The 21,987-nt window shown below is 55.7% G+C and carries 21 protein-coding genes; 8 read left to right on the forward strand and 13 right to left on the reverse strand.

Annotated elements, in window-relative coordinates:
- Positions 1 to 40: 40 nt before the first annotated feature.
- Both EoCCA6_RS04165 and EoCCA6_RS04170 read left to right on the forward strand, forming a co-directional pair.
- Entirely contained in the window at positions 41 to 373 is a 333-nt protein-coding gene (locus tag EoCCA6_RS04165; protein WP_152081603.1) for an RcnB family protein, read from the forward strand.
- Entirely contained in the window at positions 324 to 803 is a 480-nt protein-coding gene (locus EoCCA6_RS04170; protein ID WP_152081604.1) for a GNAT family N-acetyltransferase, read from the forward strand. Before EoCCA6_RS04165 ends, EoCCA6_RS04170 begins: the two co-directional genes overlap by 50 nt.
- Positions 804 to 908: 105 nt before the next feature.
- On the opposite strand, the gene apbC is transcribed toward EoCCA6_RS04170, so the two are convergent.
- Positions 909 to 2,018: an iron-sulfur cluster carrier protein ApbC gene (apbC, locus tag EoCCA6_RS04175; protein WP_152081605.1), complete on the reverse strand. Its 1,110-nt coding sequence runs from the start codon at positions 2,016 to 2,018 to the stop codon at positions 909 to 911.
- Positions 2,019 to 2,183: 165 nt separating this feature from the next.
- On the opposite strand from apbC, the gene metG reads away from it, so the two are divergent.
- Positions 2,184 to 4,217: a methionine--tRNA ligase gene (gene metG, locus EoCCA6_RS04180; RefSeq protein WP_152081606.1), complete on the forward strand. Its 2,034-nt coding sequence runs from the start codon at positions 2,184 to 2,186 to the stop codon at positions 4,215 to 4,217.
- 108 nt (positions 4,218 to 4,325) lie between these two features.
- Here the strand turns inward: metG and EoCCA6_RS04185 are convergent, their stop codons facing one another.
- The 3 genes from EoCCA6_RS04185 to EoCCA6_RS04195 are packed head-to-tail and all read right to left on the reverse strand — an operon-like array spanning position 4,326 to position 7,242.
- A complete protein-coding gene (locus EoCCA6_RS04185; protein WP_152081607.1) occupies positions 4,326 to 4,796 on the reverse strand; it encodes a YehS family protein in 471 nt (156 codons plus the stop codon).
- A 47-nt stretch (positions 4,797 to 4,843) separates the two neighbouring features.
- Complete coding sequence (gene btsR, locus EoCCA6_RS04190; RefSeq protein ID WP_152081608.1) at positions 4,844 to 5,563, reverse strand: two-component system response regulator BtsR; 720 nt, start codon at positions 5,561 to 5,563, stop codon at positions 4,844 to 4,846.
- Positions 5,557 to 7,242, reverse strand: a complete 1,686-nt coding sequence (locus EoCCA6_RS04195) for a sensor histidine kinase (RefSeq protein WP_152081609.1) — start codon at positions 7,240 to 7,242, stop codon at positions 5,557 to 5,559. Before EoCCA6_RS04195 ends, btsR begins: the two co-directional genes overlap by 7 nt.
- Before the next feature lie 218 nt (positions 7,243 to 7,460).
- Between EoCCA6_RS04195 and mlrA the strand changes: the two genes are divergently transcribed.
- Both mlrA and EoCCA6_RS04205 read left to right on the forward strand, forming a co-directional pair.
- A complete protein-coding gene (gene mlrA / locus EoCCA6_RS04200) occupies positions 7,461 to 8,201 on the forward strand; it encodes an HTH-type transcriptional regulator MlrA (RefSeq protein ID WP_152084397.1) in 741 nt (246 codons plus the stop codon).
- 69 nt (positions 8,202 to 8,270) lie between these two features.
- On the forward strand, positions 8,271 to 8,384 hold the full coding sequence (locus EoCCA6_RS04205; RefSeq protein WP_010433613.1) for a protein YohO: 114 nt from the start codon (positions 8,271 to 8,273) through the stop codon (positions 8,382 to 8,384).
- Here EoCCA6_RS04205 and EoCCA6_RS04210 read toward each other — a convergent pair.
- From EoCCA6_RS04210 to bglX, 5 genes are all read right to left on the reverse strand, one after another.
- On the reverse strand, positions 8,359 to 9,096 hold the full coding sequence (locus EoCCA6_RS04210; RefSeq protein ID WP_152081610.1) for an ABC transporter permease: 738 nt from the start codon (positions 9,094 to 9,096) through the stop codon (positions 8,359 to 8,361). The two genes, EoCCA6_RS04205 and EoCCA6_RS04210, sit on opposite strands and share 26 nt — an antisense overlap.
- Positions 9,080 to 10,030: an ABC transporter ATP-binding protein gene (locus EoCCA6_RS04215; protein ID WP_152081611.1), complete on the reverse strand. Its 951-nt coding sequence runs from the start codon at positions 10,028 to 10,030 to the stop codon at positions 9,080 to 9,082. Before EoCCA6_RS04215 ends, EoCCA6_RS04210 begins: the two co-directional genes overlap by 17 nt.
- Positions 10,023 to 11,180, reverse strand: a complete 1,158-nt coding sequence (locus EoCCA6_RS04220) for an ABC transporter permease (protein ID WP_152081612.1) — start codon at positions 11,178 to 11,180, stop codon at positions 10,023 to 10,025. The genes EoCCA6_RS04215 and EoCCA6_RS04220 overlap by 8 nt, the downstream gene beginning before the upstream one ends.
- A 12-nt stretch (positions 11,181 to 11,192) precedes the next feature.
- Entirely contained in the window at positions 11,193 to 12,110 is a 918-nt protein-coding gene (osmF, locus tag EoCCA6_RS04225) for a glycine betaine ABC transporter substrate-binding protein OsmF (RefSeq protein ID WP_152081613.1), read from the reverse strand.
- 146 nt (positions 12,111 to 12,256) lie between these two features.
- Positions 12,257 to 14,554, reverse strand: coding sequence for a beta-glucosidase BglX (gene bglX / locus EoCCA6_RS04230; protein ID WP_152081614.1), 2,298 nt, complete (start codon positions 14,552 to 14,554; stop codon positions 12,257 to 12,259).
- Positions 14,555 to 14,743: 189 nt separating this feature from the next.
- Between bglX and dld the strand changes: the two genes are divergently transcribed.
- Both dld and EoCCA6_RS04240 read left to right on the forward strand, forming a co-directional pair.
- Entirely contained in the window at positions 14,744 to 16,492 is a 1,749-nt protein-coding gene (dld, locus tag EoCCA6_RS04235) for a D-lactate dehydrogenase (RefSeq protein WP_152081615.1), read from the forward strand.
- Positions 16,493 to 16,604: 112 nt separating this feature from the next.
- Positions 16,605 to 17,159, forward strand: a complete 555-nt coding sequence (locus tag EoCCA6_RS04240) for a GNAT family N-acetyltransferase (RefSeq protein ID WP_152081616.1) — start codon at positions 16,605 to 16,607, stop codon at positions 17,157 to 17,159.
- A 104-nt stretch (positions 17,160 to 17,263) separates the two neighbouring features.
- On the opposite strand, the gene pbpG is transcribed toward EoCCA6_RS04240, so the two are convergent.
- Positions 17,264 to 18,187: a D-alanyl-D-alanine endopeptidase gene (gene pbpG, locus EoCCA6_RS04245; RefSeq protein WP_152081617.1), complete on the reverse strand. Its 924-nt coding sequence runs from the start codon at positions 18,185 to 18,187 to the stop codon at positions 17,264 to 17,266.
- 167 nt (positions 18,188 to 18,354) lie between these two features.
- The gene (locus EoCCA6_RS04250) at positions 18,355 to 18,942 is read right to left on the reverse strand and encodes a Yip1 family protein (protein WP_152081618.1); all 588 of its coding nucleotides are present in this window, start codon (positions 18,940 to 18,942) and stop codon (positions 18,355 to 18,357) included.
- Between the two features lie 157 nt (positions 18,943 to 19,099).
- Here EoCCA6_RS04250 and EoCCA6_RS04255 point away from each other — a divergent pair, with 157 nt between their 5' ends.
- A complete protein-coding gene (locus EoCCA6_RS04255) occupies positions 19,100 to 19,675 on the forward strand; it encodes a DedA family protein (protein ID WP_152081619.1) in 576 nt (191 codons plus the stop codon).
- Positions 19,676 to 19,700: 25 nt separating this feature from the next.
- Here EoCCA6_RS04255 and EoCCA6_RS04260 read toward each other — a convergent pair whose 3' ends face one another.
- Both EoCCA6_RS04260 and mdtQ read right to left on the reverse strand, forming a co-directional pair.
- Positions 19,701 to 20,465, reverse strand: a complete 765-nt coding sequence (locus EoCCA6_RS04260; protein ID WP_152081620.1) for an SDR family oxidoreductase — start codon at positions 20,463 to 20,465, stop codon at positions 19,701 to 19,703.
- A 50-nt stretch (positions 20,466 to 20,515) separates the two neighbouring features.
- Complete coding sequence (mdtQ, locus tag EoCCA6_RS04265; protein ID WP_152081621.1) at positions 20,516 to 21,934, reverse strand: multidrug resistance outer membrane protein MdtQ; 1,419 nt, start codon at positions 21,932 to 21,934, stop codon at positions 20,516 to 20,518.
- Between the last annotated feature and the right edge of the window lie 53 nt (positions 21,935 to 21,987).

Raw genomic sequence — 21,987 nt, forward strand, 5'->3', positions numbered from 1 at the left:
GCAGGCTGTGAGTATCTGTAACGGTATAACTGGAGAAAAAATGGCTAAATGTAAATGGCTGCTTCTGGGTGCAGTAATGTCTCTGGCGAGTGTGGCCTCTGCCGCCCCACAAACGGGGTCTGCGCCTTCTGGCATCAAAGCCTATGAAGAGCAAGAGTTTATTGCCGATTTCACAAAGTTCAAGATCGGCGACACGGCTCCCGCGCTGTATCAAACCCCTGAATACACCATTAAACAGTATCAGCTGCGAAATCTGCCCGCGCCGGATGCAGGTACACACTGGACCTACATGGGCGAAAACTATGTCCTGATTGGCGATGCGGATGGCAAAATCTACAAAGCCTATAACGGAGACATCTTCTATCACCGCTAAGGCGATGTTAATCCGGCCGTGGCAGGAGAGCGATCGCCCTTTCCTGCGCACGCTCTATCTCCACGCCCGGCGTGACGCCTGGCCATGGCTGGACAGCGCAGCGTGGCAGCTTGAAGATTTTGACGCGGCAATCCTGGACGAAGAGATTTGGGTGGCGGTGCAGGATGGACATCGACTTGGTTTCGCCTCAGTCTGGACGAACGATAATTTTCTGCACAATCTGTTTGTCGACCCGCAGTATCAGAGCCTGGGCGTCGGGCATATGTTGCTTGAGCACGTACAGAAGACGTTTACCAGTACGGGGGCGCTCAAGTGTCTGGTGAAAAATACGCGGGCGATTGCCTTTTACCAGCGACACGGCTGGCATATTGAGGCATCCGGGAATTCTCCGGACGGAGAGTATTATTTGATGCACTATCGGTTGGGTTAAAGTCGGGTGGCGGCTTCGCCTTACCCGACCTACGTGATAGTGCCATTTGTAGTTTCGTAGGCCGGGTAAGGCGAAGCCGCCACCCGGCACTAAAACGCAGAGGCGTTACACCGCGCGGAACGCGATTTCGCTCGGGATCACTTCGCCCTGCCAGTAAAGCTGCGCCGCAACGCGCCCCGCCAGCTGACGATACATCTCCGCAAATTCGCTGTCCGGACGGCTGACCACCGTCGGTTTCCCGCTGTCCAGATCTTCACGCAGCGTGATGTGCAGCGGCATCTGCCCCAGCAGTTGGGTGTGATACTGCGCCGCCAGCTTTTCCGCACCGCCAGTACCGAAGATCGGCTCATGGTGCCCACAGTTGCTGCAGATATGCATGCTCATGTTCTCGACGATACCGAGCACCGGCACTTCGACTTTCTCGAACATCACGATGCCTTTTTTGGCGTCGATCAGGGCGATATCCTGTGGCGTCGTGACCACGACCGCACCGGTAACAGGAATGTTCTGCGCCAGCGTCAGCTGAATATCACCGGTGCCCGGCGGCATATCCAGCACCAGATAATCGAGATCCGGCCACATTGTCTCCTGCAGCATTTGCATCAGTGCTTTGCTGGCCATCGGGCCACGCCAGACCATCGCGTTGTCGTCAGTGACCAGATAACCGATGGAGTTGGTCGCAAGACCATGCGCCATGATCGGTGCCATGTGCGTGCCGTCCGGCGAAGTTGGACGCTGGTTTTCTGCGCCCAGCATGTTCGGAATGGACGGGCCGTAAATATCCGCATCCAGAATGCCGACCTTCGCCCCTTCGGCAGCCAGCGCCAGTGCGAGGTTTACCGCGGTGGAGGATTTACCCACCCCGCCCTTACCTGAACTCACGGCGATGATGTTTTTCACACCGTTAACGCCCGGCTGGTTTTTCACGCGTTTCAGCGTGGCGATGCTGTGGCTCAGCTTCCAGTCGATCGCTTTTGCGCCGGTAATGCGCAGCAGCTCGGAGCTGGTTTGTTCTTTCAGCACATCAAATGCACTCGTCCAGACAAACGGCATCTGCAGTTCGATGTGCAGCGTGTCGTCCAGCCAGGCGACGTGGTGCAGCGCTTTCAGCGTGGTGAGATTGTGCTTCAGGGTTGGATGCTGAAAATTAGCCAGCGTCCCGGCGACCATTGCTCGTAAGGCTTCCGGTGATTTGGCCTGGGATTGAGAACTCATCCCGACTCCTTTGTAGTAGTTCTGAAAAAGACATGTAACTACCAAGTTTACCCCAGAGGTAACAATTATTCATTTATGGATTAATGCCCTTATCACTTGGCGGAGTTATTACCTTTCAGGTAACATCGAAAACCCTTTTCACAGTTAAAAGAAGTAATGCCTACTATGACTCAAGTCGCGAAGAAAATTCTGGTAACGTGCGCCCTGCCGTACGCCAACGGCTCAATCCACCTCGGCCACATGCTGGAGCATATCCAGGCTGATGTCTGGGTCCGTTACCAGCGAATGCGCGGCCACGAGGTTAACTTCATCTGCGCCGATGATGCCCACGGCACGCCGATCATGCTGAAAGCACAGCAACTGGGGATTTCCCCGGAGCAGATGATTGCCGAAATGAGTCAGGAGCATCAGACCGATTTTGCTGGCTTTGACATCAGCTATGACAACTATCACTCCACACACAGCGACGAAAACCGCGAGCTGTCGGAGCTGATCTACACCCGTCTGAAAGAGAACGGTTTTATCAAAAACCGTACCATTTCTCAGCTGTACGATCCGGAAAAAGGCATGTTCCTGCCGGACCGTTTCGTCAAAGGCACCTGTCCGAAATGTAAATCCCCGGACCAGTACGGCGATAACTGCGAAGTGTGCGGCGCGACCTACAGCCCGACCGAGCTTATCGAGCCGAAATCCGTGGTCTCCGGCGCGACGCCTGTGATGCGTGACTCCGAGCACTTCTTCTTCGACCTGCCGTCGTTTAGCGAAATGCTGCAGGCGTGGACCCGCAGCGGCGCGCTGCAGGAGCAGGTGGCGAACAAGATGCAGGAGTGGTTCGAATCCGGCCTGCAGCAGTGGGATATCTCCCGCGATGCACCGTACTTCGGCTTTGAAATCCCGAACGCGCCGGGCAAATATTTCTACGTCTGGCTGGACGCGCCAATCGGCTACATGGGCTCCTTCAAGAACCTGTGCGACAAGCGCGGCGACACCACCAGCTTTGACGCCTACTGGAAGAAAGATTCCGATGCCGAGCTGTACCACTTCATCGGCAAAGACATCGTTTACTTCCACAGCCTGTTCTGGCCAGCGATGCTGGAAGGCAGCAACTTCCGCAAACCGACTAATCTGTTTGTTCATGGCTATGTGACGGTCAACGGCGCGAAGATGTCCAAATCTCGCGGCACGTTCATCAAAGCCAGCACCTGGCTGAACCACTTCGACGCCGACAGCCTGCGCTACTACTACACCGCGAAGCTCTCTTCCCGCATCGACGATATCGACCTGAACCTGGAAGATTTCGTGCAGCGCGTGAACGCGGACATCGTCAACAAGGTAGTGAACCTGGCGTCCCGTAATGCGGGCTTTATCGCTAAACGCTTTGACGGCGTGCTGTCTGCTGAACTGGCCGATCCTGAGCTGTATAAAACCTTCACCGATGCCGCCGCCGCGGTTGGCGAAGCGTGGGAAAGCCGTGAATTCGGTAAAGCGATTCGTGAAATCATGGCGCTGGCCGACGTGGCTAACCGCTACGTGGACGAGCAGGCACCGTGGGTTGTCGCGAAACAGGAAGGCCGCGATGCCGATCTGCAGGCCATCTGCACCATGGGTCTGAACATGTTCCGCGTGCTGATGACCTGGCTGAAGCCGGTTCTGCCACAGCTTGCTGAACGTGCTGAAGCGTTCCTGAACACCGAACTGACCTGGGACGCAATCCAGCAGCCGCTGCTCAGCCACAAAGTGAACACCTTCAAAGCGCTGTACAACCGCATCGAAATGAAGCAGGTTGAAGCGCTGGTGGAAGCCTCTAAGGAAGAAGTGAAGGCTGCTGCGGCACCGGTAACCGGCCCGCTGGCGGACGATCCGATTCAGGAGACCATCACCTTTGATGATTTCGCGAAAGTTGACCTGCGCGTGGCGCTGATTGAAAACGCGGAATTCGTGGAAGGCTCTGACAAACTGCTGCGTCTGACGCTGGATCTGGGCGGCGAGAAGCGTAACGTCTTCTCTGGCATCCGTTCTGCGTATCCTGATCCGCAGGTGCTGATTGGCCGTCAGACGGTGATGGTTGCCAACCTGGCACCACGTAAAATGCGCTTCGGCATCTCTGAAGGGATGGTGATGGCCGCAGGCCCTGGCGGGAAAGATATCTTCCTGTTAAGCCCTGACGAAGGCGCGAAGCCGGGTCAGCAGGTGAAATAACAAAAAAGCCGGAGATAATCTCCGGCTTTTTTTTGCCCGGCGGCGCTCCGCTTGCACGGGCCTGCGGGTTTTGTAGGCCGGGTAAGGCGAAGCCACCACCCGGCTAAATCACGCCTTCGGATGATGCACCCGGTGAGTCAGCCCGCGCAGGAAATTACGCAAAAACTGGTCGCCGCACTCGCGGTAGTTTTTGTGGTCCGGCGCGCGCATCATGGCGGTGATTTCCGGCATCGACACGCGGTATTTCTGCTCGGTCATGATCGTCAGGATATCGTCGGTTTTCAGTGAAAACGCAATCCGCAGCTTTTTCAGTACCGTGTTGTTGTTCACCCGACGCTCCAGCGCCAGCTCCGGCGCAGATTCATCTTTGCCGCGCTTGTCGTAGATAAGGCCGTTCAGAAAACCAGACAGAATAATGTCCGGGCAGCGAACGAAACCCTCTTCATCTTCTTTGGTCATCCAGGTATCGAAGCTGGCCGACGTGGCTTCCATATCGGAAAGCGCAAGAATGCGCACCATGTCGTTATTATTTGCTTTCAGGGTGTAGCGCAGGCTACGAAGAATATCATTACTAATCATGAGTGCCTTTAACTGTCGATGATGCAATGCCGCGCAGTGTACCAGCTTTACAGGCCTATCGCCTCTTTCAAACTCTTCAGATAGCGACGGCTAACGGGCACGGTTTGCCCGGCACGCAGCACCAGCTCCGCCTGGCCGTTATCTTCCAGACGGATCTCCTTCAGGTGCGCCATATTTACCAGGTACTGTCGGTGGCAGCGAATCAGCGGCGTGCGGCTCTCCAGCGTGCGCAGCGTCAGCTCTGTAAACCCTTCGTTACCTTCAGCGCTGGTGACATACACCCCGCTCAGACGGCTGCTGACAAAGGCGACATCATCCATCTGCAGCAGGTAAATTCGGCTATGGCCGGTGCACGGAATAAATTTCAACGGCTGCTGATTGTCCGGAAGCAGCGTCATATCCTGCACGGTGCGCTCCTGACGTAAACGGGTGAGCGTTTTTTCCAGACGCTTCTCTTCTATCGGCTTCAGCAGATAATCAAACGCATGTTCTTCAAACGCTTTGACGGCATATTCATCAAAGGCCGTCAGAAACACGATGTAAGGGCGGTGCTCAGGATCAAGCATCCCGACCATCTCCAGCCCGCTTATCCGCGGCATCTGAATATCCAGGAACAGCACGTCCGGGCGCAGCTTATGAACCGCGCCGATGCCCTCAATGGCGTTTGCGCACTCACCCACAATCTCAATGTCAGGCTGCTCCTGCAACAGAACGCGCAGGTTTTCCCGTGCTAACGGCTCATCGTCAACAATCAGCACTCTCAACATGCGTTTTCCTCCAGCGGCAGTCGTAGGGTAATTCGGGTAAAGCAATCTGGCTCACAGGCGACAGTGATGCCACAGTCGTCACCAAAATGCGCGCGCAGGCGTTTATCCACCAGGCTCATGCCTAACCCACCTGAGGCGGATTGTTCATACAGACCGGCGTTATCTTCAATATCCAGCACCAGATGGTGGTTAAACCGGCTGGCAGAAATGGTGATCTCCCCCATTCCCAACAGTTGCGACGTGCCGTGCTTGATGGCGTTTTCCACGATGGGCTGCAACGTAAAGGCCGGAAGATGCTGGTACGCCAGTTCATCGGGAACGGAGAGCGACACCTGCAGGCGCGACTGAAAACGCGCTTTCTCAATCTGCAGATAGGCATTTACATGTTCTATCTCATCGGCCAGCGTAACAATTTCCGACGGGCGCTTGAGGTTCTTGCGGAAAAAGGTCGACAGGAACTGCACCAGCTGTGCCGCCTGATCGCTGTCGCGGCGAATCACCGCTTTGAGCGTATTGAGGGCGTTAAACAGGAAGTGCGGATTCACCTGAGCATGCAGGAGTTTAATTTCCGACTGCGTCAGCAATGCCTTCTGCCGTTCATACTGCCCCGCCAGAATTTGTGCGGAAAGCAGCTGCGCAATCCCCTCCCCCAGCGTGCGGTTGATGGAGCTGAACAGTCGGTTTTTTGCCTCATAGAGTTTGATCGTGCCCATCACCCGCTGATTTTCACCGCGCAGTGGGATCACGAGCGTCGAGCCGAGTTTGCACTGCGGATGGAGCGAACAGCGATACGGCACTTCGTTACCGTCGGCATAGACCACTTCCCCGGTTTCAATGGCGCGCAGAGTATAGGCAGAAGAGATCGGTTTACCCGGCAGGTGGTGATCGTCCCCGGTGCCGGTAAACGCCAGCAGCCGCTCACGATCCGTTATTGCCACCGCACCGATATCCAGTTCTTTATAAAGTACCAGCGCCACTTTCATGCTGTTCTCTTCGTTAAAGCCCTGACGCAGTATCCCTTCCGTCGATGCGGCAACTTTTAAGGCGGTGGCGGAAAATGCCGACGTGTATTTCTCAAACATCGCGCGCTTATCGAGCAAAATACGCATAAAGAGGGCCGCGCCCACGGTGTTTGTCACCATCATTGGAGCGGCAATACTGCTGACCAGGTGGAGCGCATCGTCAAACGGCCGGGCAATCAGCAGAATGATCGCCATCTGCGCCATTTCTGCCACAAAGGTAATAGCCCCTGCGGTTATCGGGCTGAAGACTTTATCCGGCCGTCCACGTTTGATCATGTAGCTGTGGACCAGGCCCCCCAGCAGCCCTTCGACGATCGTTGAGATCATGCAGCTTAGCGCCGTCATCCCGCCCATCGAATAGCGATGCAGGCCGCCGGTTAACCCGACAAGCCCTCCCACGACGGGGCCGCCGAGCAACCCGCCCATCACTGCGCCAATGGCGCGCGTATTGGCAATAGAATCTTCAATGTGAAGACCAAACCAGGTCCCCATGATGCAGAATATGGAAAAGACAACGTAGCAGAGGAATTTGTGCGGCAGGCGTACGGTGACCTGCATTAGCGGGATAAACAAGCGCGTTTTACTCATCAACCAGGCGATGACCAGAAACACACACATCTGCTGAAGCAACAGCAGTACCAGATTAAACTCGTACATACTCACAAACCGCACACTCTAAAAACGCGTAACATACACTGAAGGAGCTTAACTTTCTTTGAAGCAGCCCATAAAAGGTATAAATCGTGTCCGTCATCACACCTTTTGCTGAACATAACGTATGCTTCGCATTATTTGTTCAAAAAACGGACAATTCTTCCTGGTTCGGCAAAGTGGGTCTACAGTTAAGCTGGGGACGCGCAAGCCAGGGGGCGAATATGGCGCTGTACACGATAGGTGAAGTGGCACTCCTTTGTGATATCAATCCCGTTACGCTACGGGCGTGGCAGCGACGGTATGGTCTACTCAAACCGCAGAGAACGGACGGCGGCCACCGTCTTTTCAATGATGCGGATATCGATCGAATCCGTGAGATCAAAAGCTGGATTGACAACGGCGTTCAGGTCGGCAAAGTGAAATCGCTGCTCAGCCAGGATGACCCTGACACACAACATCTCTGGCGCGAACAGCAGGAAACCCTCCTGCGCCTCCTGCAGGCCGGTAACCTGCAGCGCCTGCGTGGGTGGATCAAAGAGCAAGGGCGAGACTATCCGGCGCAAACCTTGATCACGCATCTTTTTATCCCGCTACGTCGCCGTCTGCAGTGTCAGCAGTCCACCTTGCAGGCGCTGCTCAGCATGCTCGACGGCGTGCTCATTAACTATATTTCCGTCTGTCTTGCTTCAGCGAGAAACAAGAGCGGCAAAGATGCGCTGGTTGTCGGCTGGAACGTTCATGACACCACGCGTCTGTGGCTTGAAGCCTGGATCGCCACCCAGCGCGGCTGGCGCGTGGACGTTCTGGCGCACTCTCTCGCCCAGCTACGGCCTGAGTTGTTTGACGGACAAACGCTGCTGGTCTGGTGTGGTGAAGTCCCGTCCGCCTCGCAGCAACAGTTGCTGACGGAGTGGCGTGAGCATGGTTATCCAGTTTATCCGCTTGGCCCAAATGAACCGTAACGGCATTTAATGGTTCATTAACAGCTGCGCTTCACCGTATAATTGTTCCGTTAACAACAGGAGCACATGATGAAGGCAACGAAACTGGCCGTAATTACCCTTTTTGTTCTGATGGCCGTCAGCGGTATCGGCGGCGTGATGCTGGCAGGTTACTCGTTTATTGTTCGTGGCGGTGTCGGCTGAGGTACACAGCCAGGCGCTCAAACAGGCGATCGACAACAATCGCCGCCAGCGCAACCAGTATCGCCCCCTGTACAATGTAAGCCGTATTAAACCCGCTTAAGCCGATAATAATTGGCGTTCCCAGCGTGTTTGCTCCCACCGTTGAGGCAATGGTCGCCGTCCCGATGTTAATGATCACCGAGGTACGGACCCCGGCCAGGATAACGGGCGCAGCCAGAGGCAGCTCAACTTTACGCAGCCGCTGCCAGGCGCTCATTCCCATGCCTTCTGCCACGCTCAATACCGATGCAGGAACAGCCGCAATCCCGGCCAGCGTGCCCTGAAGAATGGGCAGGACGCCGTACAAAATCAGCGCAATAATGGCGGGCTCCTGACCAAAGCCAATCACCGGAACGGCAATCGCCAGCACCGCTACCGGTGGAAATGTCTGGCCGATCGCCGCAATGGTCTCCACCAGCGGTCGAAACTCACGGCCTGAAGGACGCGTCACCGCAATCCCCGCCCCGACACCCAGCGCAATGGCAATAACGCTTGAGAGCGCCACCAGCCAGAAGTGTGCCAGCGTGAGATTAATAAAACTCTCCTGCTGGTAGACCGGACGCGGCAGGCCAGGAAAAAGCGAGCTAAACAGCGCCGCACTGTGTGGCATCAGGAAAAGTAAGGCGATAAAAACGCCAGCCAGCCAGAGTAACGGATCACGCACCCACTTCACGCGTCACCTCCCCGGCAAGCAAATCACGAAAATGTAGCGTACCGCATGGCGTGCCCTGCTCGTCAGAAACAGGCAATTCCTCGCATTGATGCGCAACAAACGCCGACAGCGCATCGCGCAAGCTCATCTGCTCCCGTAGTGGTTCGCCACTCACCTGAGAACCCTGTCGACGCATATAATCGCCCACGGTGCGCAGAGAAAGCAGCCTGACGCCCAGCTCGCTGTGACCAAAAAACTCGCGCACAAAATCGTTCGCCGGATGGGTGAGTAGCTCAAGCGGCGTTCCCTGCTGGACCACTTCGCCGTGATCCATCAGCACCAGATGGTCAGCAAGGCGCAGCGCTTCATCGATATCATGGGTGACCAGAATAATAGTGCGACCCAGAATACGGTGAATGCGCGTCATCTCCGTCTGCAACGCACCACGTGTGACCGGGTCCAGCGCGCCAAACGGCTCATCCATCAGCAACACCTGCGGATTAGCAGCCAATGCACGCGCCACCCCGACCCGCTGCTGCTGCCCGCCAGAAAGCTGGTGCGGGTAGCGATCGCGCAACGCAGGCTCTAACCCCAGCAGCGCCATCAGTTCGTCGATCCGATCATGAATGTTAGCCTGTGACCATTTTTCCAGTTGCAGCACGGTGGCGATGTTTTGCGCGACCGTCCAGTGTGGAAACAGGCCGATAGACTGGATGGCATATCCCATGCGGCGGCGCAGCTCCAGTACCGGCAGGCTACGGATCTCTTCTCCGGCAAAACGAATCAACCCACTGTCGTGCTCCACCAGCCGGTTGATCATCTTCAGCGTGGTCGATTTCCCCGAACCGGACGTACCAATCAGCACGGAAAACGCCCCCTCGGCAAAATGCAGGTTCAGGTGGCTCGCCGCCGGGCGGCCCGCAAAGGTTTTACTCACATCGTGAAATTCAATCATTGGCTCTCCCTCTGAGCAACGCGAGCCATAAGGCAAACAGCGCATCAAGCACCACCGCCAGCGCGATGGTGGGCACCACGCCCAATAACACCAGATCCAGCGCACTGCTGAGCAATCCCTGGAATACCAGCGCACCAAAGCCACCTGCGCCGATCAACGCCGCGATCACCGCCATCCCCACGGTTTGCACCGTCACCACTCGCAGGCTACGCAAGAGTAACGGCAGCGCAAGCGGAAGCTGAATTTTCCAGAAACACTGCCGCGCGCTCATTCCCATCGCCTGGGCGCTTTCCAGCACATCCGGCGCAACCTGGCTTAAGCCTGCCACCACGCCGCGCACCAGCGGTAACAATGCATACAGCACCAGGGCGATCAGCGCAGGCGTTAACCCGGTCCCGGCAATGCCAATCGTTCCCAGCGCAGGAAACGATTTCACCAGCCCTGCCAGTGGTGCAATCAGCAGGCCGAACAGCGCAACGGAAGGAATGGTCTGAATGATATTGAGAACCGTAAAGACGCCATCCTGACGGGCAGGATGGCGATAGCACCACATGCCCAGCGGTACGCCCAGCAACAGCGCGGGGAAAAGCGTACCGAAGAGGATCGTCAGATGCTGTACCAGCGCACCGTCAAACACATCCTGGCGGTTGGCGTACTCTTTTAACAGCGAGAGATTATTCAGCTCACCGCTAAACAGCAGCACTAACGGGATACACCAGATTTGTGCGTTCAATAACCAACGCCAGACCGACCCCATCATCAGGCGGCGGATCGCATCGCTACAGGCCAGCAGACACAGCGCCAGCCAGAGCCACAGGCCGCTGCCTACAGAGGTACGCGCAAGCGGGCTTTCGACAGACGTCATATGCGTCGCCGCCTGCCCTGCGCTCCAGAACAGCGCAATAAAGAGCACTTCGCAGAGCAGAAGCGTCAGCCATTGCGCCGCGCGCGTTGACGAGAACGATAAGGCGACCACAACAGCGAGCGTTACGCCCAACGGCACCGGCATAAACGACCAGATCTGCCAGAGCGCGCGTCCTTCGCCCGACATCAGGCGATTAGGCGCGACATTCACAAACGGTAGCGCAACCGCTGCAATGGCCACGCAGGCCAACAGCAGCAGTACGCGGTTATGACATTTTATTGGCACAGCCCTGTCCTGTTACTTCACAAGCCCTTGTTGTTTCAGGAAGTCGGCCGCCACTTTTTTGGCATCCAGTCCCTCAACGGCAATGCTGGCATTCAGCTGTTGCAGCGTTTTCTCATCCAGCTTTTCAAAAACCGGTTTGAGCCATTCAGCAATATCCGGGTACGCTTTCAGCACCGCTTCGCGCACCACTGGCGTTGGGGCATAAATCGGCTGAACGCCTTTCGGATCGGTTAACGTCTGCAGACCCAACGCCGCCACCGGGCCATCAGTACCGTAGGCCATCGCCGCATTGACACCGGAGGTTTGCTGTGCCGCCGCTTTGATGGTCACCGCGGTATCACCACCTGCCAGAGAGAGCAACTGTGCCTGGTCGAGTTTGAAATCGTAGGCTTTTTCAAACGCGGGCAGCGCGTCAGGACGTTCGATAAACTCAGCGGACGCCGCAAGTTTGAACTCACCTTTCTCTTTGATGTAGCGGCTGAGATCCTCAAGCGAGGTCAGCTTACCTTTTTCGGCAACGTCCTTGCGCACCGCAATGGTCCAGGTATTGTTGGCAGGCGCTGGCGTCAGCCAGACCAGCTTGTTCTGCTCAGCATCCAGCTTTTTGACTTTCTCATATCCTGCTTTGGCATTTTTCCACGCCGGATCGTTTTCATCTTTGAAGAAGAAGGCCCCGTTACCGGTATATTCCGGATAGATATCCAGCTCGCCGGAGGTAATCGCCCCACGCACGACCGGCGTGGTGCCAAGCTGAACTTTATTGACCGTTTTCACGCCGTGACTTTCGAGCACCTGCAAAATGATATTGCCGAGTAATGCCCCCTCGGTATCAATTTTAGACCCTACTTTCACCGGCTCTGCCGCCTGCAAAGGCAAGCTCAGCGCCGCCAGTAACGCCGCAGAACCTAAAATCCCCTTTTTAATCGTCATTCCGCTGTCCTCGTTTTTTTGTCGCCTTTTTCAGAGGCTTGAGAGAAAAGCGTAGCTTAAAACGGCGGATTTAACCGTCAAAATGCCTTTTTAGCATAAGATAAGACACATCCCCCGGCTGGCGGGGGATGGAGTGGAAGGAAAGGTTACAGCAGCTCGAACTCGCCTTTATTGACGCGGGCAGAATCCACGCCGATAAAGACATTAAACTTGCCTGGCTCGGCGTCGTATTTCATCTGCTGGTTCCAGAATTTCAGTGCGTCCACGTCAATCGGGAAGCTGACAGTTTTAGTTTCGCCAGGCTTGAGGTCCACCTTCTCAAAACCACGCAGCTGTTTCACCGGACGGCTCATGGAGGCGGTCACATCCTGAACGTACATCTGAATCACCGTTGCCCCTTCACGTTTACCGGTGTTGGTCACATCCACACTGGCGGTGACCTTGCCGTCACGCTTCATCGTTGGCGCTGACATTTTCACGTCAGAGACCTTAAAGGTGGTGTAGCTCAGGCCGTAACCAAAGGGATACAGCGGGCCATTGGCTTCATCGAAGTAGCGCGAAGTGTACTTGTTCGGCTTATCGGCATTGTAAGGACGGCCGGTATTCAGGTGGCTGTAGTACACCGGGATCTGCCCGACGGAGCGCGGGAAGGACATCGGCAGCTTGCCTGACGGGTTGTAATCACCAAACAGCACGTCGGCAATGGCGTTACCGCCTTCTGTCCCGGCGAACCAGGTTTCCAGAATCGCATCAGCCTGCTGGTTTTCTTTCACCAGCGCCAGCGGGCGACCGTTCATCAGCACCAGCACCAGCGGTTTGCCGGTCGCTTTCAGCGCAGCGATCAGATCGCGCTGGCTTTGTGGAAGGGTGATATCGGTACGGCTGGAGGCTTCGTGCGCCATGCCCTGCGCTTCACCAACGACGGCCACGACAACGTCAGACTGCTTCGCCGCGTTCACCGCTTCGTCAATCATCGCTTTCGCCGGGCGCGGATCGACCTTCACCGCTTCCTCGTACTGATTGAGGAAAGTAACGATATCGTTATCGTTAGTGACGTTCGCTCCTTTGGCGTAAACCACTTTCGCGTTTTCCCCGACCGCGTTTTTAATCCCGGTCAGCACGGTCACGGACTGGTCGGCCACACCTGCCGCAGACCAGCTCCCCATCACGTCACGCTTGCTGTCGGCCAGCGGGCCAACCACGGCAATGGTGCCGGATTTCTTCAGCGGCAGCGTCTCCAGGCGGTTTTTCAACAGCACCAGGCTTTCGCGCGCCACGTCGCGGGCTTCTTTACGGTGCAGTCGGCTTTCCGCGTTGGTATCCACCGGGTCTGACCCTTTCGGCCCCAGGTGGCTATACGGATCGTTAAACAGCCCCATGTCATATTTCACATTCAGCACGTGGCGCGTCGCGTCGTCCAGCTCCGCCATCGTTACCTTGCCGCTCTTCACCAGCCCCGGCAGGTATTTGCTGTAGTATTCGTCGCTCATGCTCATGTTGATGCCGGACTTGAGCGCCACGCGCACCGCGTCTTCCGGGTCGGAGGCGGTACCGTGCTTAATAAGCTCCTTAATCGCGCCGTGGTCAGAGACGGTGATGCCCTTAAAGCCCCACTGGTCGCGCAGCACATCTTTCAGCAGCCAGGAATCAGACGTCGCGGGTGTGCCGTTGAGTGAGTTCAGCGCGACCATCACCGCGCCGCTGCCCGCGTCCAGCCCCGCTTTGTACGGCGGCATGTAATCGTTGAACAGACGCTGCGGGCTCATGTCGACGGTGTTGTACTCTTTACCGCCTTCAACGGCACCGTAGGCCGCGAAGTGTTTGACGCTGGTCATCACCGAGTAGCGATCTGCCGGGCTCTTGCCCTGCATCGCTTCCACCATGGTTTTTCCCATCGTGGCGGTTAAATACGTATCTTCGCCAAAGCCTTCCGAGGCACGGCCCCAGCGCGGATCGCGGGAGACGTCCACCATCGGTGCCCAGGTCATGTTCAGGCCGTCGTCTGCTGCTTCATAGGCAGAAACGCGCCCGACGGTTTTCACCGCGTCGAGGTTAAAAGAGGAAGCGAGTCCGAGGCTGATCGGGAAGACAGTACGCTGGCCGTGCAGCACATCATAGGCGAAGAAAAGAGGAATTTTCAGGCGGCTGAGTTCCATCACCTGATCCTGCATTTTGCGGATATCCGGGCGGGTGACCGTGTTAAAGATCGCGCCAACCTGTCCGTCTTTGATCATCTCACGGATGGCCTCTTTCGGGTTATCCGGGCCGACGCTTATCAGGCGTAACTGGCCGATTTTCTCATCGACCGTCATCTTTTTGAGCAATTCCGTGACAAACGCATCCCGTGCTTCAGGCGTGAGCGGGTGATTGCCAAATAAATCCTCTGCCAGCGCAGGTTGCAGCGCCAGGCTAACGGCGACACCTACAGAACATAGCCATTTCATGTCGTTTTACTCTCTCATCAATAACCGCCGGAAGAACTCGGCCAGACCGTGCGAAAAGCGCAGTGTGCCACAAACCCTCTGAACGTTGCAGGGTTATTCTCTGATTTTTCTCATGAATATTAGACCGCTTAAGGGTTAATCGCGCTATGCTTTACAGCGAGAAATTTGCCCCACCACAAGGAGTGGAAGATGTCTTCTGTTCGAACTGACGATAACAACGCATTTATTAACGAACTGTCGCGCCTGGTTGGTCACTCTCACCTGCTTACCGACCCGGCCAAAACCGCCCGTTACCGCAAGGGCTTTCGTTCCGGCCAGGGCGACGCGCTGGCGGTGGTATTCCCCGGCACGCTGCTGGAGCTGTGGCGCGTACTGAGCGCCTGCGTCGTCGCCGATAAAATTATCTTAATGCAGGCCGCCAATACCGGCCTGACCGAAGGTTCAACGCCAAACGGCAATGATTACGATCGCGACATTGTCATCATCAGCACCCTGCGCCTCGACAAACTGCACCTGCTGGACAAAGGTGAACAGGTGCTCGCCTTCCCCGGCACCACGCTTTATTCGCTGGAAAAAGCGCTTAAGCCGCTGGGGCGTGAACCGCATTCTGTGATCGGCTCCTCCTGCATTGGTGCGTCGGTGATTGGCGGGATCTGCAATAACTCCGGGGGCTCGCTGGTGCAGCGTGGCCCCGCTTACACCGAGATGTCGCTCTACGCCCGTATCGATGAAAACGGCAAGCTGACGCTGGTGAACCATCTGGGTATCGATCTGGGCGTCACGCCAGAACAGATCCTCAGCAAACTCGACGATGACCGCGTGAAGGACGAAGACGTTCAGCATGATGGCCGCCACGCGCATGACCACGACTACGTGACCCGCGTGCGCGATATCGAGGCGGACACGCCTGCGCGTTATAACGCTGACCCGGACCGCCTGTTTGAATCCTCCGGTTGTGCGGGCAAACTTGCGGTCTTTGCCGTGCGCCTCGATACCTTCCCGGCCGAGAAAAAGCAGCAGGTGTTTTATATCGGCACCAACCAGCCTGAGGTACTGACCGAAATTCGACGTCATATTCTGGGCGAATTCACCCATCTGCCGGTGGCAGGCGAGTATATGCACCGGGACATTTACGACATCGCCGAACGCTACGGGAAAGACACCTTCCTGATGATCGACAAGCTCGGCACCGACAAAATGCCGTTCTTCTTCACCATGAAGGGGCGCACCGACGCCATGCTGGATAAGGTGTCGCTGTTTAAGCCACACTTTACTGACCGCTTCATGCAGAAACTGGGCAATGTCTTCCCGGCACATTTACCGGAGCGAATGAAGACCTGGCGCGACAAGTATGAACACCATCTGCTGCTGAAAATGGCCGGGGACGGGATTGCCGAAGCGCAAACCTGGCTGACCGAATTCTTCAAAACCGCCGACGGGGATTTCTTTGCCTGTACGCCTGAAGAAGGGAGCAAAGCCTTCCTGCACCGTTTCGCGGCTGCGGGTGCGGCCATTCGGTATCAGGCCGTTCATTCCGAAGAGGTGGAAGACATTCTGGCGCTGGATATCGCTCTGCGTCGAAACGATACCGAATGGTTTGAACACCTGCCGCCGGAGATCGACAGCAAGCTGGTGCACAAGCTCTATTACGGCCATTTTATGTGCTACGTTTTCCACCAGGATTACATCGTCAAAAAAGGCGTCGACGCGCATGAGTTGAAAGAGCAAATGCTCGCCCTGCTGCGCGAGCGCGGCGCACAATATCCTGCGGAACATAACGTCGGTCATCTGTATAAAGCGCCAGAGACACTTAAGCGGTTTTATCGCGAAAATGACCCTACAAACAGTATGAATCCCGGCATTGGTAAAACAACGCGGAAGAAATACTGGAAAGAGAGTGCCGAAACCGAGCAGCACAATACGCAAGCCTCTGATTGAAGCACACCGTCATATTTAAGAGATTGTTAAGCGCGTCTCAAACGTAATAGAGTAATTGCCTGTTGCCGGAGAAACCTTTCTCCGGCCTTCAATGATGAGGAGCAGGCACATCATGTCGGCAGTAGAGGCGTTATCCGAAACCGAAGTGGAAGTGCGCGATGCCCTTCCTGACGATGTGCATGCCATCTCGGCCATCTATGCCTGGCATGTGCTCCATGGTCGCGCATCGTTTGAAGAAGTTCCCCCCACCGTCGACGAAATGCGTGAGCGTTTGAAAAACGTGACCGGAAGCGGTTTACCGTGGCTGGTTGCGCTGTATCGCGGCATCGTCGTAGGCTATTGCTATGCCACGCCCTATCGCCCGCGTCATGCCTACCGCTATACGCTTGAGGAGTCCATTTATGTGGATGCCAGCACTACCGGACGCGGTTTTGGTACGGCGCTGATGGATGCCCTGATTGCACGGTGTGAGCAAGGTCCCTGGCGGCAGATGATTGCTGTGGTCGGTGACGGAAACAATAATGCGGGATCGTTACGACTGCATAAAAAGCATGGCTTCGAGGTTGTCGGTCAGTTGCGCAGCGTAGGCTATAAGAAGGGGGACTGGCGGGATACGTTGATCATGCAGCGTCCACTCAACGATGGTGACTGGACGCTGCCGGAGTAGGCGCTTTCGCCCGGTGGCGCTTCGCTTACCTGGCCTACGTGTTGGGCTGCTTTAGGGCCGTAGGCCGGGTAAGGCGAAGCCGCCACCCGGCACAGACAGGCGACTCAGTCGTTTTGCGCCGTCGCCATCTGTTCCGCTTTCTGCTTTTTATACGTCAACGCAGCGGCCGGAACCGGCTGCACTTTCCCGGTCTCAATCCAGGTACGCAGACGGCTGGCATCCGCAAAATGGGTATATTTGCCGAAGGCATCCATCACCACCAGCGCCACCGGCTTACCGTTAAACACGGTGCGCATCACCAGGCAGTGTCCTGCCGCATTGGTAAACCCGGTTTTGGTTAACTGGATATTCCAGTTTTCACGGTAGACCAGATGGTTGGTATTGCGAAACGGCAGCGTATACGCAGGATTCGAGAATGTCGCCATATTTTCACGCGTGGTACTGAGCTGGCCAATCAGCGGGTACTGTTTGCTGGCAATCAGCAGCTTCGTCAAATCCCGCGCCGTAGAGACGTTATGGATCGACAGGCCGGTTGGCTCAACGTAATGCGTGTTAGTCATGCCCAGCGATTTAGCCTTGGCATTCATCGCCCGTATAAACGCGTCATAGCCGCCCGGATAGTGGTGAGCCAGGCTCGCCGCTGCGCGGTTTTCTGAGGACATCAGCGCCAGCAGCAGCATATTTTTACGGCTGATTTCACTGTTCAGACGCACGCGAGAGTAGATCCCTTTCATCTCAGGCGTATGGCTGATATCCACTTTCAGCTTTTCATCCAGCGGCAGTCGTGCATCAAGCACCACCATCGCGGTCATTAATTTGGTAATCGAGGCGATTGGACGCACCAGATCCGGGTGGCTGGCGTAGATCACCTTATTGGTATTTAGATCAACAATCATCGCGCTACCGGAAGCGATTTGCGGTTGGGTAGCGGCGGTGGTCACCGCGGGCGTTTTGGCCATCGCTGGCGCGGCAACAGATGCCCCCAGGATAAGCGCAAGGCTAAGTAATGAAACTCGGAATTTCAGCATGGTGAGACTTCTGATAATTATTCACGCACGTAATGACGTACACCGCCTGTGTTAACGGACAATCACAGGCTGGCTTTGGCATCATAGCGGTGACCGTGCGTTGTCGCCAGCGGATAATCGTGAACAGATGCTGCATTGCTGGCATTTACGCCAGCAATGCAGTGAGCTTAAAAGAGACGGTATCCATAACCCCAAAGAATAACCGTCAGCGCCAGTAGCGCCTCCAGGACCAGCACGCCGATGGCGAGCGTTGAGCTGGAGAAGCTCAGGCCCTCTTCTTTATTGATATTCAGGAAGGTGGGCACTCCCAGATACAGCAGATAGCCTGTGTAAAAGAGAGCGACAGTACCGATCAGCGCGCACAACCAGACCAGTGGATAAAGCGCAACAATACCGCTTAAAAACAGCGGGGTCGCGACATATCCGGCAAAGACCATACAGTGTGCCAGCGACGGACGTTGTGGGTAATTACGTGCCATCCAGTAAATGACGCGCCCCATGACCGCCACCCCTGCCAGCATCAGGCCATAAAACAGAATGGCGAGGTATAAACCCGTAAACCAGGAGAGCTGAACGACGGTGCCATCACCAAAGTTCCAGCCGATTTGTGTTGTACCAATAAACGCGCAGATCACCGGCACCGCAGCCATCAGCAGCACATGGTGCGTATAGTGATGCGCGACCGTTTCATTCTCGTTTCTGATGACCTGCATTTCACGGTCGGGATGGGAGAAGAGTCCCCAGACATGGTTCATAACGCCCCCTTGTTGTCGGCCCGTCAGCGATAGGGTAAGTATAATGCAGAGGTTAGATTATTTTCTGTACAGTGGGAAATTTCCGTTGATTGCCGCGATATTTATTCATGAGGTATATGATTAAGGCAGGCATGTGTAGGGAGATTAGGCTTACTTAATGGATATCAACGGTCTTATTGAACAATACGGATACGCTGCGCTGGTGATCGGTAGCGTGGCAGAAGGTGAAACCATTACGCTTTTAGGCGGTGTCGCCGCGCATCAGGGATTGCTGAAATTTCCTCTGGTGGTCGCTGCGGTCGCTCTCGGTGGCATGATTGGCGATCAGTTGCTCTACTTTCTGGGCCTGCGTTTTGGACCCACGCTTTTAAAGCGTTTTGCGAAACATCAAAAGAAAATCCGCCGTGCGCAACGGCTTATCCAGCGTAATCCTTACCTTTTCGTCATTGGCACCCGCTTTATGTACGGCTTTCGGATTATCGGGCCAATTCTGATTGGTGCCAGCCGCTTACCGCCCAAACTATTTCTGCCGCTCAATATTATTGGCGCAATTGCCTGGGCGCTTATCTTTACCACGCTCGGCTACGTGGGTGGGGAAGTGATTGGCCCGTGGCTACATAACCTTGATCAGCATATTAAACACTGGGCGTGGTTGATTCTGGTGGTTGTGGCGGTGATTGGGGTAAGGCTTTGGCTCAGGCATCGTGAGAAGACGCGGCGGGAGGAAGGGTAAGTGCGCGACGCACTTACCCTTCACTCTACCCTGCTGGCTTAAACTGCGGGTTTGCCAGCATAAATCCGCCATCGACAATAAACGACTGTCCGGTGGCGTAACTGGCGTCGTTGTCACACAGCCATGCCACCAGGCTGGCAATCTCTTTGGTGTGTCCCGGTCTTGCCAGCGGGATTTCTGGCATCGATCCCGCCTTTACTTCGCTGTCGTCCATATCATTCATCGGGGTGGCTATCGCGCCAGGGGCAACGGCGTTCACCAGGATTTTATGCTCCACCAGTTCAAGCGCCATCGATTTGGTTAACCCTCCCAGCGCATGTTTGGCTGCCGTATACGCACTCGCCTCCGGAAGGGGCGTGTGTTCATGCACCGAAGTGATATTCACTATGCGGCCCCCTTCTCCTTGTTTCACCATCTGACGTGCCGCGATTTGTGAACAGAGAAACGCGCCGTCGACATCCACGGTAAAAATGCTCCGCCAGTCGTCAAACTTCATATCCAGAAATGGAGCTTTGGTCATCGCGCCAGCATTATTGACCAGCACATCCAGCCGACCAAAACGCCCGATAAGCGTTTCAATCGCCTTCGCGCCTTCTGGCAGCGCGCTTAAATCAAGCTGGATAGCTTCTGCCCGCTGCCCCAGCGCTTCAACCTCGCGACACGTCTCCAGCGCCCCTTTTTCGTCAGAATGCCAGGTGACGCCGACATCAAAACCCCGCTCAGCCAGCATCAGCGCCGTGGTTTTGCCAATCCCCGAATCAGATGCGGTAACAATTGCCACTCTGGTCATACTCACCTCCTCAATATCATCAAAGAGGTAAGTATAGATAATGACCGTTTTTACCCGTGATGATAGCCGCCGCCCAGCGCAGAAGTGAGCTGTAGCGTAGCGTCCACATACTGCCCTTTGAGCATGATCCCGGCGATGTGTTCTTTTAATGCCGGAATTTTGGCTTCGCTGACGCGTGAGCCAGCAATGATTCCAGCGCTAAAGCGAGCCTGTGCCAGCGCAACCACGCGCGCGGCATCTTTTTCCACCTGCTGTTGCTGCTGATTTTTGGCCGTCAGCGTTTCGACTTCACTGGCCGTCCGCGCAACCTGGTTCACGGCATCCACCACGGCTTTGTTGTAGTTCGCTACCGACAGATTGTTCTGAGCCTGGGCAATATCAAGGTTCGCATTCAGCCTGCCGCTGTCGAAAATCGGCAACGTTAACCCGGCAGTGACGCCCATTTGTTGCGCAGAAGAGCGGAACAGATCGCTCAGATGCAGAGCATCCTGTTGTAAGAATGCCATCAGGTTGATATCCGGGTAGAAGGCTGCTCTGGCGGCCTCGACGTCGCTCATGGAGGCTTCGATATACCAGTGTGCTTCCTGTAAATCAGGACGACGAGCCAGCAACTCATAGCCGAGCGTGGTCGGTAACGACGCTTCTGTAGCAGGCAGTGCGTGGCGCGAAAGTTTCATTGTCGGGGACTGGGTCAGCGCCGCCAGGCGCGCCTCCACCGCTTTCATTTTGCCGTTCACTTCTGCCAGCTGTTCATCCGTCTTGCTGGCATTGATATCGGTTTCGACACCTTCAACGGAGGAGGTAATACCGTGCTGATACAGTTCCCGGTCGGCGTGGATGATATTTTCCTGCTCCCGTTTGATCTCTGCCAGAACATCACCCACAGCGGCCTGGGTTTGCCAGTCCCAGTAAAGCCGGGCCACGCTGCTGGCAAGCAGTTGACGGGTCTGTTCCAGCTCCGCTTTTTGTGCATTCACCTTGCCGATTCTTGCTTCTACCTGGTCCCGGTTTTTCCCCCACAGATCCAGATCCCAGCCTGCCGTCAGTCCAAATGTGCCGTTGGTGTACCACGGTCCGGTGGTTCCCGCCGCAGGATCGGTGATAGCAAACGGCCCCATCAGCCCTTCTGCCGACATCTTCTGGCGCTCCGCGTCAGCAGAAAAGTCGATCTGCGGGCCGTCAGCAGCCATCGCAGCTTTTGCCTGTGCTTCTGCCAGGGTAATGCGTTGCCGCGCAATTTGCATATCCGGCGCATCATTCAGGGCTTTTGCAACCAGCGAATCAAGCTGGGGATCGTTATACGCTTTCCACCACTCATTTTTCGGCCAGTCAGTGTGGCTCAATTGTGTATTAACAGACGTTGCGACGGCTTGCGTTTGTACGGGTGAGACAGTGGCATGTTCAGGCGCGCACGCCGACAAAATGAAAACAACGGGAGCACTCAGAGATAAAATAAGAGAACGTTTCATTACGGCATTACCAAAAAAATAAAGGCGCACGTTACGCCCGATATCGTTATTTT

The organism is Enterobacter oligotrophicus, from assembly GCF_009176645.1.
GTDB classification, from domain to species: Bacteria; Pseudomonadota; Gammaproteobacteria; order Enterobacterales; family Enterobacteriaceae; genus Enterobacter; species Enterobacter oligotrophicus.